Origin of the sequence: Paraburkholderia haematera, assembly GCF_905220975.1 — a bacterium.
Classification (GTDB): Bacteria; Pseudomonadota; Gammaproteobacteria; order Burkholderiales; family Burkholderiaceae; genus Paraburkholderia; species Paraburkholderia haematera.
Window position 1 is genome coordinate 110,181 of record NZ_CAJNBK010000015.1, and the last position, 13,263, is coordinate 123,443.

The 13,263-nt window shown below is 62.9% G+C and carries 15 protein-coding genes; 8 read left to right on the top strand and 7 right to left on the bottom strand.

Annotation, left to right across the window (positions count from 1 at the left end; genetic code table 11):
• The first annotated feature begins 202 nt into the window (after positions 1-202).
• The 6 genes from rpsP to KHO23_RS23335 all read left to right on the top strand — a co-directional run bounded on the left by rpsP (position 203) and on the right by KHO23_RS23335 (position 4,521).
• A complete protein-coding gene (gene rpsP / locus KHO23_RS23310; RefSeq protein ID WP_006050280.1) occupies positions 203-457 on the top strand; it encodes a 30S ribosomal protein S16 in 255 nt (84 codons plus the stop codon).
• 129 nt (positions 458-586) lie between these two features.
• Positions 587-1,321 carry a ribosome maturation factor RimM gene (rimM, locus tag KHO23_RS23315; protein WP_211613583.1) on the top strand — a complete coding sequence of 245 codons (735 nt, stop codon included), beginning with the start codon at positions 587-589 and terminating at the stop codon, positions 1,319-1,321.
• Positions 1,322-1,345: 24 nt separating this feature from the next.
• Positions 1,346-2,113 carry a tRNA (guanosine(37)-N1)-methyltransferase TrmD gene (gene trmD, locus KHO23_RS23320; RefSeq protein ID WP_211613584.1) on the top strand — a complete coding sequence of 256 codons (768 nt, stop codon included), beginning with the start codon at positions 1,346-1,348 and terminating at the stop codon, positions 2,111-2,113.
• Positions 2,114-2,268: 155 nt separating this feature from the next.
• A complete protein-coding gene (gene rplS, locus KHO23_RS23325; RefSeq protein WP_012433948.1) occupies positions 2,269-2,658 on the top strand; it encodes a 50S ribosomal protein L19 in 390 nt (129 codons plus the stop codon).
• A gap of 93 nt (positions 2,659-2,751) precedes the next feature.
• A complete protein-coding gene (locus KHO23_RS23330) occupies positions 2,752-3,468 on the top strand; it encodes a CoA pyrophosphatase (protein ID WP_211613585.1) in 717 nt (238 codons plus the stop codon).
• A 114-nt stretch (positions 3,469-3,582) separates the two neighbouring features.
• Positions 3,583-4,521, top strand: a complete 939-nt coding sequence (locus KHO23_RS23335; protein ID WP_120290324.1) for a CobD/CbiB family protein — start codon at positions 3,583-3,585, stop codon at positions 4,519-4,521.
• A gap of 128 nt (positions 4,522-4,649) precedes the next feature.
• Here KHO23_RS23335 and KHO23_RS23340 read toward each other — a convergent pair whose 3' ends face one another.
• Genes KHO23_RS23340 through KHO23_RS23350 form a run of 3 tightly spaced genes read right to left on the bottom strand, consistent with a single transcriptional unit; the run spans position 4,650 to position 7,198 of the window.
• Entirely contained in the window at positions 4,650-4,970 is a 321-nt protein-coding gene (locus KHO23_RS23340) for a putative signal transducing protein (protein WP_211613586.1), read from the bottom strand.
• Positions 4,971-5,000: 30 nt separating this feature from the next.
• Positions 5,001-5,942: a ribosome small subunit-dependent GTPase A gene (gene rsgA, locus KHO23_RS23345; protein ID WP_211613587.1), complete on the bottom strand. Its 942-nt coding sequence runs from the start codon at positions 5,940-5,942 to the stop codon at positions 5,001-5,003.
• A complete protein-coding gene (locus tag KHO23_RS23350) occupies positions 5,939-7,198 on the bottom strand; it encodes a M48 family metallopeptidase (protein WP_211613588.1) in 1,260 nt (419 codons plus the stop codon). The genes rsgA and KHO23_RS23350 overlap by 4 nt, the downstream gene beginning before the upstream one ends.
• A gap of 214 nt (positions 7,199-7,412) precedes the next feature.
• Here KHO23_RS23350 and orn point away from each other — a divergent pair, with 214 nt between their 5' ends.
• Complete coding sequence (orn, locus tag KHO23_RS23355; protein WP_211613589.1) at positions 7,413-8,030, top strand: oligoribonuclease; 618 nt, start codon at positions 7,413-7,415, stop codon at positions 8,028-8,030.
• Between the two features lie 22 nt (positions 8,031-8,052).
• On the opposite strand, the gene mog is transcribed toward orn, so the two are convergent.
• Complete coding sequence (mog, locus tag KHO23_RS23360; RefSeq protein ID WP_211613656.1) at positions 8,053-8,697, bottom strand: molybdopterin adenylyltransferase; 645 nt, start codon at positions 8,695-8,697, stop codon at positions 8,053-8,055.
• Positions 8,678-9,289, bottom strand: coding sequence for a ribosome biogenesis factor YjgA (gene yjgA / locus KHO23_RS23365; protein ID WP_211613658.1), 612 nt, complete (start codon positions 9,287-9,289; stop codon positions 8,678-8,680). Before yjgA ends, mog begins: the two co-directional genes overlap by 20 nt.
• A gap of 316 nt (positions 9,290-9,605) precedes the next feature.
• Here yjgA and pmbA point away from each other — a divergent pair, with 316 nt between their 5' ends.
• Positions 9,606-10,976 (top strand): metalloprotease PmbA, encoded by a 1,371-nt coding sequence (pmbA, locus tag KHO23_RS23370; RefSeq protein ID WP_211613591.1) that lies wholly within the window; start codon positions 9,606-9,608, stop codon positions 10,974-10,976.
• A gap of 171 nt (positions 10,977-11,147) precedes the next feature.
• On the opposite strand, the gene KHO23_RS23375 is transcribed toward pmbA, so the two are convergent.
• Together KHO23_RS23375 and KHO23_RS23380 are read right to left on the bottom strand one after the other, a co-directional pair.
• Positions 11,148-11,648 (bottom strand): dihydrofolate reductase, encoded by a 501-nt coding sequence (locus KHO23_RS23375; protein ID WP_211613593.1) that lies wholly within the window; start codon positions 11,646-11,648, stop codon positions 11,148-11,150.
• Positions 11,649-11,799: 151 nt separating this feature from the next.
• A complete protein-coding gene (locus KHO23_RS23380; protein ID WP_211613660.1) occupies positions 11,800-13,248 on the bottom strand; it encodes a sigma-54 dependent transcriptional regulator in 1,449 nt (482 codons plus the stop codon).
• Between the last annotated feature and the right edge of the window lie 15 nt (positions 13,249-13,263).

Sequence of the window (13,263 nt, forward strand, 5' to 3'; positions counted from 1 at the left end):
GCAAAACGCAAGCGGCAGCAGGAGTTTCACGGGCGCTCCGTCAGGTAATTCGGGCATGTCAGTGTGGTCCGAGGCTCCCGCCTGTCTGGCCGGCGCAACCCCGCCGCTCAGTTTATCGCGGTAAGTGTTTGTTATGGCGTCGGTTTCCCGCTATAATCGCGTGTTTCAGTCGTTCCGCACCCCGGTTTTCAAGGATTCTAATATGGTCATCATCCGCTTGGCTCGTGGCGGCTCCAAGAAGCGCCCGTTCTACAACATCGTCGCAACCGATTCGCGTAACCGTCGTGACGGCCGCTTCATCGAGCGCGTTGGCTTCTACAACCCGGTCGCTACGAAGGGTGAGTCGCTGCGTATCGCTCAAGACCGCCTGACGTACTGGCAAGGCGTTGGCGCACAACTGTCGCCGACCGTCGAGCGTCTCGTGAAAGAAGCGCAAAAGGCGCAGCCGGCTGCTTAATGGTAGCTAGCATGCGTATCGTCGTCGGTTCGGCCGGCGGCTCGCGCAGCTTGCGTGGGCAGTCCGATGCGCGAGTTTTGCTGAAGCAGACGTCGAAGTTGGCAGCGAGGTTCTCTTCGAGGTGTTCTTATGTCTGAGCGTGATTCCGGCGGTTCAGGTCGCGCAAAGGCAAAAGTAGCAGCCACGCGCGCGAAGACGTCTGGTCAGGCGCCGTTCGGTGCATTCGTCCGCAAACCGGTCGAGGCAGCCGAAGGCAAGGCGAAAGCCAAAGTTGCAGACGCCGCTTCCGGCGCAGCAGAAATGCGAGCTGAAACGGTGGAAAGCTGGCCGGCCGACGCGGTCGAGGTCGGTGCAATCGTCGACGCTTACGGCCTCAAAGGCTGGGTCAAGGTAGCCGCTCATGCGGATGCCGGGCATGGCGGCGACGCATTGCTAAGCGCAAAGCGCTGGTGGCTGATGAAAGGCCATGAGCGCAAGTCGGCGCCGTCATTGCAGGCAAAAACGCATAGCGACAGTGTCGTGGCCCATCTGGGCGGCGTAACTGACCGCGATGTGGCATTGGCGCTGCGCGGCACGCGCGTTTATATCAGCCGCAGCGAATTTCCGGCCCTCGAAGCCGACGAATTCTACTGGGTCGACCTGCTCGGCCTGGATGTGGTGAACGTTGCCGGGGTCAACCTCGGCAAGGTTGCAGACATGATCGACAACGGTGCGCACTCGGTGTTGCGCATCGAATACCCGGATACCGACAAAAGCGGTAAGCCGGTCACCGGCGAGCGCTTGATCCCGTTCGTCGGCGTCTTTGTCAAAACGGTGGATCAGGCGGCGAAGCAGATCATCGTCGACTGGGAAGCCGATTACTAAATAACTCGCTGACTGGAGAGAGCGATGCAGTTCGATGTCGTGACGCTCTTTCCTGACATGTTTCGTGCGCTGACCGACTGGGGTATCACCAGCCGTGCGGCGAAGCAGGAGCGCTACGGGTTGCGTACGTGGAATCCCCGCGATTTCACCACGGACAACTACCGCACAATCGACGATCGCCCTTACGGCGGCGGCCCCGGCATGGTCATGCTGGCCAAGCCCCTCGAAGACGCGATTGGCGCGGCGAAAGCGGCGCAGGCGGAGCAGGGCATCGGCGCGTCGCGCGTCGTGATGATGTCGCCGCAAGGTGCCACACTGAATCACGATCGTGTCATGCAGTTCGCGGCCGAACCCGGTCTGATCCTGTTGTGCGGACGCTATGAAGCGATCGATCAGCGTTTGCTTGACCGTGTGGTAGACGAAGAAGTCAGTCTCGGCGACTTCGTGCTGTCCGGCGGCGAATTGCCGGCCATGGCGTTGATGGATGCCGTAGTGCGTCAGTTGCCCGGCGTGCTGAACGATTCGCAATCGGCGGTGCAGGACAGTTTCGTCGACGTGCTGCTGGATTGTCCGCATTACACGCGCCCGGAAGAATACAACGGCGTGCGTGTACCCGATGTGCTGCTCGGCGGCCATCATGCGGAAATCGAAGCGTGGCGCCGGCGTGAGGCTTTGCGCAATACGTTGAACAAGCGGCCCGATCTGATCGTGAAGGCCAGAAAGAACAAGATGTTGAGCCGTGCCGACGAGGCATGGCTTACGAGTCTCGCGAAGGAAGTGTCGAAGGCGTAAAGCCTTGGTCTTTCGAGCGGACATAGGCGGCGCCGCACATGCGTGTACGGTGCCAGATGTGAACCCATCCTCTATCGGGGCCGTAGCCAAGCGCAACAGGTAAAACCAGCGCGCGGCAGGTACGAACGCCGACAAGATGGACTTAGGAGTCAGTGATGAATCTGATTGCAATACTCGAGCAGGAAGAAATCGGCCGTGCCCTCGGCGAGAAGACCATCCCCGAATTCGCCCCCGGCGATACGGTGATCGTCAGCGTGAACGTGGTTGAAGGTACGCGTAAGCGTGTTCAGGCTTACGAAGGCGTCGTGATCGCCAAGCGTAACCGTGGTCTGAATTCGTCGTTCATCGTCCGTAAGATTTCGTCGGGCGAAGGCGTCGAGCGTACGTTCCAGACGTACTCGCCGCTGCTGGCAAGCATCGTCGTGAAGCGTCGTGGCGATGTGCGTCGTGCGAAGCTGTACTACCTGCGCGACCGTTCGGGCAAGTCGGCTCGAATCAAGGAAAAGCTGGTCGCGAAGAAAGACCGCGCTGCTCCGGAAGCGTAAAAGCTGTAAGAAAAAGCACCCCTCGCGGGTGCTTTTTTGTTTGCCAGGTCAAAATAGCGGCATGTCCCCTATCCGCTCATTCCGAGAGACCCGTTGATCCGCCCCGCCTTTGAGCCTGAAACTCTGCCTGTCGAAGCGACGGGCGCCGATCTGCCACCGGTGCTTGCCGGGCGCCTGACGCCCGATGGTCTGCGTGGACGTTTCAAGCAGCGTCTTGACTGGACGCCAGAACCGATTATCGAAGCACCCTGGCGCGATAAGCACGTCGATCCGCGCGTCGCCGCCGTGCTGGTGCCACTGGTTGTACGCGACAACGGTCTCACCGTGCTGCTGACCCAGCGTGCCGACCATCTGAACGATCACGCCGGCCAGGTGAGCTTTCCAGGCGGCCGTCACGAACCTTTCGATGCGGATGCGACCGCCACGGCATTGCGCGAGGCGCAGGAAGAAGTCGGTCTCGATCCGTCGCGCGTTGAAATTCTCGGCGCGTTGCCCGACTATCTGACGGGCACCGGATTTCGCGTGACGCCAGTGATCGGTCTCGTGCATCTACCCTTCACGTTGAAACCGGATGAATTCGAAGTAGCCGAAGTGTTCGAAGTGCCACTCGCTTTTCTGATGGACCCCGCGCATCACGAGGAGCGCGTGTTTCGTTACGAAGGCGGAGAGCGCCGCTTCTTCGCCATGCCCTATCCGCGGGCCGCGTCGGCGGAAACTGAAGATCGCGAGCGTGAATTGGGCGACCATTATTTCATCTGGGGCGCGACGGCGGCGATGCTGCGCAACTTCTATCGCTTTCTTGCGGCGTGAGTTGCGCCGTTTGTGCAGTTGTTGGGTGTTTGTCAACGTCTGCGCTCAGTCGCATCCGACCCTGTGCTATCGTTATAAAACAATCGTAAAAACTCGAAAAGCACGGCGCATCGCATGACTTTTTTCTCCGTATTGCTGGCTTTGATCATTGAACAGGTGCGCGCGCTATCGCCGAACAATCCGGTGTCCGCGTTGCTTCAATACCATGCGGAGTCGGCGGCGCACGGATTCGATGCCGGCAAGCCCAAGCATGGCCTGCTCGCGTGGCTGGTGGTGGTGGTGCCGTGGACGCTGGCTGTCGCGCTCGTCTACTACGTGCTTTATCACATTCACTTTGCGCTGGCGTTCCTGTGGAACGTCGCGGTGCTGTACTTCACGCTCGGCTTCCGGCAGTTCAGCCATTACTTCACCGATATCCACCTCGCATTGAACAACGACGACGTGCCGCGCGCGCGTGAAATCCTGCACGAATGGACCGGGCTCGACACCGTCGACATGCCCGTCAGCGAGATCGTGCGTCATACGCTGATTCACGCCGTGGTCGCCTCGCATCGGCATGTGTTTGGCGTGTTCTTCTGGTTCCTGATTCCGGTCGGGCCGGCAGGCGCGGTGCTGTATCGGATCGCCGAGTATCTGGCGCGTGCATGGGCGCGGCCGGTCGACGATCGCACCGTGGCGTTTTCGAGTTTCGCGCAGCGCGCTTTTTTCGTGATCGACTGGGTGCCGGCGCGGCTCACGTCGCTGGGCTTTGCGATCGTGGGTAATTTCGAAGACGCGATTTATGCATGGCGCAACCACGCGCGTCAGTGGCCGGATGCGAACGACGGCGTGTTGCTGGCGGCGGGCAGTGGGGCGCTTGGCGCACGTCTGAGCGGGCCGCTCGCCGAGCCGTCGAGCCTCGACGCGCTCGCCACGGGCGACGGCGGCCCGATGCAGGTCGGCGACGACTGCACGCCGCGCACGCTGCAATCGGCGGTCGGTCTCGTGTGGCGCGCAGTGGTGCTGTGGATGATCTTGCTACTGATGTTGACGATTGCGGTCTGGCTCGCCTGAAGCGGTTCGCTTGAATCAGCGTGTAACTAACGCAATGCCATAGAAAAAGCCGGGTTCATACCCGGCTTTTTCTATGGCTCACGCCGCAGCGGCTTCACCGCCTGTCACGCGCGCCGCGCCCACCCGCTTCAACCATCGAGCGGATCACGCGCCGTCCCGCACTGCCAGCACACCGTGAACTGCGCTTCGAGCATCTCGCCGCACTGGCGGCATCGCCACGAAGGCGAGCCTGCGGCCGGCCCATGCGAAGCCGCATCGATCAGACGCCGCGCCATCGCCTCGTCGCGTTCATCGACGAGCCATAGCTCCGGCGCGCACTGATCCGCCGGAATATCGCCGAGCGCGCCATTCAAATAACGGTTATGCAACTCGCAAGCGATGCCTGCCGTCTGCAGCACATTGACCCAATGCTGTCCGATGATCAGATTCGGCGCGCGCATCAATTTCATCGTGAATCCATGGGTTGGCGGCGACGCGCGTTAGCGGACGATCTGGCTGGCTTCGTGCACCAGTTGCGCGTACAGGGCGTGCCGTTCGCGCCGGATCCGGTCATCGGCGACCGCTTCGAGAATCGCGCAGCCCGGCTCCTGCAAGTGATGGCAGTTGTAGAAGCGGCAGTTCGGCAGCAGCGGCCGGAACTCGGGAAACGCGCGTTCGAGCCGCCCTTCGGTCAGATGATGCAGGCCGAATTCCTGGAAGCCCGGCGAATCGATCAACGCACCTCCGTCGCCACCCGGTAAAGGGTAGAGCCGCGTGAAGGTCGTGGTATGCCGCCCGCTGTTCAACGCGGTCGAGATCTCGCGTGTGGCGACTTCGGCATCCGGAATCAGCAGATTCACCAACGTCGATTTGCCCATGCCGGACTGGCCGAGCAGCAGCGTTGAGTGACCTTGCAGATGTTCGAGCAAAGCGGGTCGTGCGGCGTCAGGCTGCGTCTTGATCGACACTTCGACCACGGTGTAGCCGAGCGCGCGGTACGGCTCGAGTCGCTTGCGCGCACCCTCCAGCGCACCGGTCACGTCGATCTTGTTCAGCACGATCAACGGCTTCAGTTCGTTCGCCTCAGCAGCGACTAAGGCGCGGCCAAGCAGGTCCTCGCTGAAATGCGGTTCGGTCGCGAGCACGATCAGCAACTGATCGAGATTCGCGGCAAACAGCTTCGACTTGTATTGATCCGAGCGATACAGCAGATTGCGCCGTTCGCCGATCTCGACGATCACGCCCTGATCCGCCGAAGTCGGCTCGTAAATCACGCGATCGCCGACCGCGACTTCGCTGCGCTTGCCACGCGGGAAGCACTGGAGCATCGGGCTGCCGTCTTCCGGCGCGACCAGGTAGTGGCGACCATGCGCGGCAATCACGAGCCCGCCTACGCGCGTGCTGGATGGCGCGCGCGGCGCTTTCGGGGAGCGGCCGCTCATGCGTGCCGCAGCAGTCGGTCGATCCGCTGCGACGCCGGCGGATGCGAGTAATAGAACGCGGTGTAGAGCGGATCGGGCGTCAGGGTCGACGCGTTGTCCTCATACAGCTTGACGAGCGCGTTGATGAGGTCTTGCGCATCGGTTTGCGTGGCGGCGAACGCGTCGGCTTCGAATTCGTGCTTGCGCGAACTGAGGCTGCCGAGCGGCGTGACGAAGAACAGGAACACCGGCAGCGCGAGGAAGAACAGCACCAGCGCGAGGCCGCTATTGCCGCCGATCAGCGACGGCCGCACGCCCAGTCCTTCATAGAACCACACGCATTGCGTCAGCCAGCCGAGCAGCGCAAGCATCGCGAGGCTGATCGCGAACATGACGACCATTCGCTTGATCACGTGACGGCGCTTGAAGTGGCCGAGTTCGTGCGCGAGCACCGCTTCGATTTCGTTGCCCGACAGGCGCGCGAGCAGCGTGTCGAAGAACACGATCCGCTTGGCCGCGCCGAAGCCGGTGAAATAGGCGTTGCCATGGGCCGAACGGCGGCTGCCGTCCATCACGAACAGGCCTTTCGCGGCGAATCCGCAGCGCTGCATCAGTGCTTCGATCCGGCTTTTCAGCGCTTCGTCCGTGAGCGGCTCGAACTTGTTGAAGAGCGGCGCGATAAACGACGGATACAGCACCAGCACGAGCATCTGGAACGCAACCCAGACGATCCACGCCCACAGCCACCACAGGCTGCCGGCCTGGTTCATCAGCCACAGCACGACGAACAGCAGCGGCAGGCCGAACGCGGCGCCGAGCAGCAGGCCCTTGAGACGGTCGAGAAAGAAAATACCCTTGCTCATCCGGTTGAAGCCGAAACGTTGCTCGACCACGAACTGCCGGTAGTACTCGAACGGCAGATCGATCGCGCCGGTGATCGCGATGACCGCAGCGACCAGTGCGATCTGGCCGGCGTAGCCACGGCCGAGCCAGTCGGAGATCGCCAGATCGAGCGCCTGAACGCCGCCCAGCAGCGTCAGCCCGATCAGGACCGCCGCGCCGACGACGATCTCGATCATCGTGAAGCGCGTGCGTTCAACGGTGTAGTCCGCGGCACGCTGGTGCGCGGTGAGCGCGATGGTGCCGGCAAACTGGTTCGGCACCTGCTCGCGATGGCCGGCGACGAAGCGGATCTGCCGCGACGCGAGCCACAGTTTGGTGCCGACCATCGCCACGACGGCGACGACGAACAGAACAGTGAAGTACAGGGTAGGCATCCGGGGATTCCGTGGTATCTATGCGAGAATTATATGTTTCTTCCCGCCTGGCGGCGGGGGGATGAGCCCAAACCCGGCCCAAACACAGCCCAACCCCGGCCCAACCCCGGCTCAAACCCGGGCCAAACCGGCTCAAACCAATCTCATACGAACAATCGCCGCGGCAAGCTTCGCTTCCAGTGAAGCTGTTTGCCCGGCTATCAGGGTTCCCTTCATGACTGACATCCTCGCATCCACCGAACAGCCGCCGCTCGTGCGCAGCGACATGAATCTCGTCTGGCTGGACATGGAAATGACCGGGCTCGAGCCGGACACCGACCGCATCATCGAAATCGCGGTGGTGGTGACGAATTCGACGCTCGACCGGCTGGTCGAAGGCCCAGTGCTGGCGATTCATCAGAGCGACGAGACGCTCGCCAAAATGGATCAGTGGAACCAGAACACGCATGGCCGCTCGGGCCTGATCGACCGTGTGAAGGCGTCGACGGTGAGCGAAGCCGACGCCACCGAACAGATTCGCGACTTTCTTGCCGCTTATGTCCCGCCGGGCAAATCGCCGATGTGCGGCAATTCGATCTGCCAGGACCGCCGCTTCATGGCGCGCTGGATGCCGGATCTGGAACGCTTCTTCCATTACCGCAATCTCGACGTCAGCACGCTGAAGGAACTGTGCCGCCGCTGGCAACCGGCGATCTACAAGGGTTTCCAGAAACGCGCGATGCACACCGCGCTGGCCGACATCCACGAATCGATCGACGAGCTGAAGTACTACCGCGAGCACTTCCTGATTCCGGCGGCCTCGCAGGTCCCGGAAACGCCCGCCGCGGAATAACCCGGAAGCGGCCGTTTCAGCTTCAATCCTGCCGAGGCGCGCGCTGCGCGTTCTTCGGCCGGAACGCCTTCACCACGTCGGCGTTCGTCTCCACATACGGGCCGCCGATCAGGTCGATGCAATAGGGCACCGCGGCGAAAATGCCCGGCACCTTCACGGCGCCGCCCGCTTCGGCGTCACGCAAGCCTTCGAGCGTTTCCTTGATCGACTTCGGCTGGCCGGGCAGATTGACGATCAGCGCCGCATGTTCCGCGATTTCACGAATCACCGCCACTTGGCGCGACAGAATCGCGGTCGGCACGAAATTCAGGCTGATCTGCCGCATCTGCTCGCCGAAACCCGGCATTTCCTTCGTTGCTACCGCCAGGGTCGCTTCCGGCGTGACGTCGCGGCGTGACGGGCCGGTCCCGCCGGTGGTCAGCACCAGATCGCAGCCTACCTCGTCCACCAGTTCGATCAACGTGGCGGAGATCGTGGGCGCGTCGTCCTGAATCAGGCGCGTGACGACCTGAAACGGCGAGGTCAGGGCGGCGCCGAGCCATTCCTGCAGGGCCGGAATGCCTTTGTCCTCATACACGCCGGTGGACGCGCGGTCGCTGATCGACACGAGGCCGATCACGATTTCGTCCGGATGCTGACGTGCCACCTTACGCGTCGCGGTCGTCATCATCTTCTTCCAGGCCGTCTTCGGCATCGGAATCGGTGCCGGCTGACGGGCCGTCAGCGTTTTTGATCCACTGGAACAGCTCGCGGAAGTAGCGCGGCGGCTTGCTTTGCTGCGCTTCCTTGCGGGCGTTGCGGATCAGCGTGCGACCCTGCTGCGGATCGGCGTTCGGGTGCTGACGGATGAATTCGGTCAGCGCGGCGTCGTCGGCGAGCAGTTTCTCGCGGGTGCGCTCGATCCAGTGCAGCTTGGCCGTTTCCGCCTTGTTCACGCCGTTATAGGTGTCGAGCGCGGTGCGCAGCGCGGCGGTTTCCTCGTCCAGCAGCGAGCGCATCACGCGCCCGACGTACTGCACCTGACGGCGCTTGCCCTCGTGATCGGTGATGCGGCGCGCTTCGCGCACGGCGTCGTCGAGCTTTTCGGGCATCGGCATGCGCTTGAGCGCGTCTTTGGGCAGGGCGATCAGCGCCGAGCCCAGTTCCTGCAGCTCGTGCATGTCGCGCTTGAGCTGGGACTTGCTGGGACGGTCGTAGCCGTTCTCGTCGACTTCCGGCTCGGCGGATTCGATGGGTTGAATGCGGGTTTTGCGTGTCATACCGATATTGTAGCGTGCCGCGCACCGTGAACCCGCCGTGCTGCTGTGCACAAGGCATCGCGCGCGCGTTTTTGAGGACCGCGGCAAATCCGGCAAACCCGGCAAGCCAGGTCAAAGTCCGGGGCAGCGCCGAGCCCGGGCAAGGCTCAGCGAATGCCAGGTACAGCTTCGCGTACCTTGCTATGATCGCGGGATGCGTCACTACGCAAATGAGCAAGCAAATGAGCACGCACAGGCGCGCGTAAAATGCGAGCGCACGTGCGTGGCATAGGCGAACACACAGGGCCGCTCGGCCCCGAACAGGACGGCAACGACAATGGCAGCAGACATGGACGTCAAGCAGCGCTTTTTTCCGCATACCCAGGATGAACTGAAGGAAATCGCCTCGGACATCCTTCGTCACGCGAAGTCGCTCGGCGGTACCGACGCGGCGACCGAGATTTCCGAAGGCGACGGCCTGTCCGTCTCCGTGCGGCGCGGCGAAGTCGAGACGATCGAACACAACCGCGACAAGATGGTCGGCGTGACGGTGTTCATCGGCAACAAGCGCGGCAACGCGAGCACTTCGGACTTTTCGTCGCAGGCTTTGAAGGACACGGTCGCGGCGGCGTACAACATCGCCCGCTTCACGGCAGAAGACGACTGCGCGGGTCTCGCCGAAGCGGAATTGCTCGAAACCGCACCGCGCGATCTCGATCTGTATCACCCGTGGAATCTCTCCGCGGACGAAGCGGTGGAAATCGCCCGCCGCTCGGAAGACGCCGCGTTCGCAACCGATCCGCAGATCAAGAATTCGGAGGGCGCGAGCGTCTCGGCGCAGCACTCGCAATTCGTGCTGGCCACCTCGCGCGGCTTCCTCGCCGGCTATCCGTACTCGCGCCACTACGTTGCGTGCGCGCCGATCGCCGGCAGCGGCCGCAACATGCAGCGCGACGACTGGTACACGTCGACCCGCAGCGCGGCAGACCTCGCCAATCCGGAAGCGGTGGGCCGTTACGCAGCGCAACGGGCGCTTTCGCGCATCGGCGCGCGCGGGCTCGACACGCGCAAAGTGCCGGTGCTGTTCGAAGCGCCGCTCGCCGCCGGCATTCTCGGCGCATTTGTTCAGGCAACGAGCGGCGGCGCGCTGTACCGTAAGACCTCGTTCCTCGTCGATAGCCTTGGCAAGCCGGTGTTCGCGCCGCACGTCCAGGTGGTCGAAGATCCGCACGTCGCGCGCGCAATGGGCAGTGCGCCGTTCGACGAAGAAGGTGTGCGCACCAAACAGCGTTCGGTGGTGAAAGACGGCGTGGTGGAGGGCTACTTCCTGTCCACCTACTCGGCGCGCAAGCTTGGCATGCAGACCACCGGCAACGCCGGCGGCTCGCACAATCTGTCGCTGCGCAGCTCGGAGACGCGTCCGGAAGACGACTTCGAGGAAATGCTGAGGAAGCTCGGCACGGGCCTGCTACTGACCGAGCTGATGGGGCAGGGCGTGAACTACGTGACGGGCGATTATTCGCGCGGCGCGTCGGGTTTCTGGGTCGAGAACGGCAAGATCCAGTATCCGGTCGAGGAAATCACTGTGGCGAGCACGCTGCAGGAGATGTTCCGCCATATCGTCGCGATCGGCGCGGATACGATCACGCGTGGCACCAAGGAAACGGGCTCGGTGCTGATCGAACGGATGACGATCGCGGGGCAGTAAGCCAGGCGCACGAAGCGGCCGCAGCCGGGCCGCAGGAAGGCTGCAAACAGAAACGCCACGCAAAGAACTGCGTGGCGTTTTTTTATGCGTGCATGGTTGCATGCGTCATGTCCGCTGGCGAAGGAGCAATGCGCGAAGCGCGGCCCGCCAGTCAGGTGCCGCGCAATAAGCTCATGCGCCCTTACGCTTATACGTCACGAACGCATAATCGAAATCGTTCGGCGCATCCGCGCGATGGGTTTCGTGCGCGACTTCTTCCCACTCGTTTTCATCCAGTTCAGGGAAGGTGGCGTCGCCTTCGAAGTCGGCGGAAATCTCGGTGACGATCAGTTTGTCCGCCTGACGCAGTCCTTCCGCATACAGTTGTGCGCCGCCGATCAGAAACGCTTCCGGCGCCTGATCCTGGGCAGCGAGCTTCAGCGCATCTTCGAGCGTGGTGGCGGCGTCGCAGCCCTGAAAGCGCCGCGCGGCATCTCGTGTCACGACAATGTTGCGGCGTCCCGGCAACGGCCGGCCGATCGATTCATGCGTCTTGCGGCCCATGATGATGGGCGCACCCATCGTGGTGCGCTTGAAGAACGCGAGGTCTTCGGGAAGTCGCCAGGGCAACTGGTTGTCGCGGCCGATCACGCCATTATTGGCGCGAGCGACGATCAGGGTGAGCGTCGTCATCGAATGGAAAGGGGAACGTAACCGGGATGATTCTACCTGAGGCGCAAGAGGGCGCTGCTGAGTCAGCCGGTGCTGCAGGTTACCGCGGCCTTGCCACACCAGGCGCGGCGCCAGGCGCCCCCGGCTAGGCGCCTCCGGCTAGGCGCCCCCTTCATTCCTGCAAAGGCTCGTCGGCGGCGAACGATTCAAGCGACGCTTTCTCGTCGGCCGCGCTTGGATCCCGCAAGCCGTGCTGACCCATCAGCCGGTAAAGCGTGACGCGCGAAATATTCAGATCGGTCGCCGCCTCGTTCAGCCGGTGGCGATGCCGCAGTAGCGCCGCTTCGATCGCGCGCTTCTCGGCGGCTTCGCGCGCCTGCGAGAGCGTCATGGTCTGTTGCTCGGTGAACTGCGCGAGGTCAAGGTCGTCGGCGGAAATCAGCTTGCTTTCCGCCATCACGATCGCGCGGCGCACCCGGTTGATCAGCTCGCGTACGTTGCCGGGCCAGTTGTAGTTGTACATCGCCTCGATTGCCGAGGGCGTAAAGCCGCGAATCTTGCGCGCGCTGTCGGTCTTGAACTTGTGCATGATGTGATGCGCAAGAATTTCGATGTCCTTGCCGCGGGCACGCAACGGCGGCTCGTCGACGCGCAGCACGCACAGGCGGTGGAACAGGTCGGCGCGGAACCGTCCGTCGCGCATCGCAACTTCGAGATCCACGTGGGTCGCCGAGATGATTCGCACGTCCACCTGGATCGATTCGCGACCACCGAGCCGCTCGATCTTGCCTTCCTGCAAAAAGCGCAGCAGGCTGGCCTGGCTTTCCATCGGCAGGTCGCCGATTTCGTCGAGCAGCAAGGTGCCGCCGTCCGCGGCTTCGACCCGGCCAATCTTGCGCTGGTTCGCGCCGGTGAACGCGCCGCGCTCGTAACCGAATAGTTCGGACTGCAATAGATGGTGCGGAATCGCGCCGCAGTTGATGGGGATGAACGGCGCCTTGCGGCGCGGTGAGCGTTCGTGGATCGCCAGCGCGGTGAGTTCCTTGCCGGTGCCGGATTCACCCGAGATGAAGACGCTGGCGTCGGTATTGGCGACTTTGCGGATGGTGCGGAAGAGTTGCTGCATCGCTTCGCAGGTCCCGACCATTTCGTCTTCGTCGTCGGCGGCGGGCGCGGCTGGCGGGATATCGTCCGTATCGCACAGCGTCACCATGCCGAATGCGTGACTGGCGAGGTAGTCGATCGTGGCGTGAGCTACCGGAATCTTGACGTAGTCGAAGCAATAGTGGCGAATCAGGCGCCGCACGCCGGGGTCGGTGAGGCGTTCTGACGTGGCGAGCGCGATCCAGCCGATCTGCTGTTGACGCAGGCTCGCTTCGAGGCCGCCAAGATCGCGCAACGCAAAGCTGGCGAGGTCGACGATGCCGGCGCATACCACATCAGGCTTGGAGAGGCGCGCGAGCTCATGCGCCGAACGGGCCGCCGTCACGTGCCAGCCGCGGCTCTTCAGATGCGCGATCAGCGTCTCGTCCGGCGTGCGCGCAACGTACAGCAACACCCGTTCGGTCTGCGTGTGCGGCAGACCGGTCTCCTTCGTGGCGGCGGCAGAAGGCTCGTGCATGCGCCCCGTAGCGGC

Bases quoted from the DNA above. Each gene is read 5' to 3' on its own strand.
- rpsP (WP_006050280.1), top strand. From the start codon at position 203: ATGGTCATCATCCGCTTGGCTCGTGGCGGCTCCAAGAAGCGCCCGTTC.
- rimM (WP_211613583.1), top strand. From the start codon at position 587: ATGTCTGAGCGTGATTCCGGCGGTTCAGGTCGCGCAAAGGCAAAAGTA.
- trmD (WP_211613584.1), top strand. From the start codon at position 1,346: ATGCAGTTCGATGTCGTGACGCTCTTTCCTGACATGTTTCGTGCGCTG.
- rplS (WP_012433948.1), top strand. From the start codon at position 2,269: ATGAATCTGATTGCAATACTCGAGCAGGAAGAAATCGGCCGTGCCCTC.
- KHO23_RS23335 (WP_120290324.1), top strand. From the start codon at position 3,583: ATGACTTTTTTCTCCGTATTGCTGGCTTTGATCATTGAACAGGTGCGC.
- KHO23_RS23340 (WP_211613586.1), bottom strand. From the start codon at position 4,970: ATGAAATTGATGCGCGCGCCGAATCTGATCATCGGACAGCATTGGGTC.
- rsgA (WP_211613587.1), bottom strand. From the start codon at position 5,942: ATGAGCGGCCGCTCCCCGAAAGCGCCGCGCGCGCCATCCAGCACGCGC.
- KHO23_RS23350 (WP_211613588.1), bottom strand. From the start codon at position 7,198: ATGCCTACCCTGTACTTCACTGTTCTGTTCGTCGTCGCCGTCGTGGCG.
- orn (WP_211613589.1), top strand. From the start codon at position 7,413: ATGACTGACATCCTCGCATCCACCGAACAGCCGCCGCTCGTGCGCAGC.
- mog (WP_211613656.1), bottom strand. From the start codon at position 8,697: ATGACGACCGCGACGCGTAAGGTGGCACGTCAGCATCCGGACGAAATC.
- yjgA (WP_211613658.1), bottom strand. From the start codon at position 9,289: ATGACACGCAAAACCCGCATTCAACCCATCGAATCCGCCGAGCCGGAA.
- pmbA (WP_211613591.1), top strand. From the start codon at position 9,606: ATGGCAGCAGACATGGACGTCAAGCAGCGCTTTTTTCCGCATACCCAG.
- KHO23_RS23375 (WP_211613593.1), bottom strand. From the start codon at position 11,648: ATGACGACGCTCACCCTGATCGTCGCTCGCGCCAATAATGGCGTGATC.
- KHO23_RS23380 (WP_211613660.1), bottom strand. From the start codon at position 13,248: ATGCACGAGCCTTCTGCCGCCGCCACGAAGGAGACCGGTCTGCCGCAC.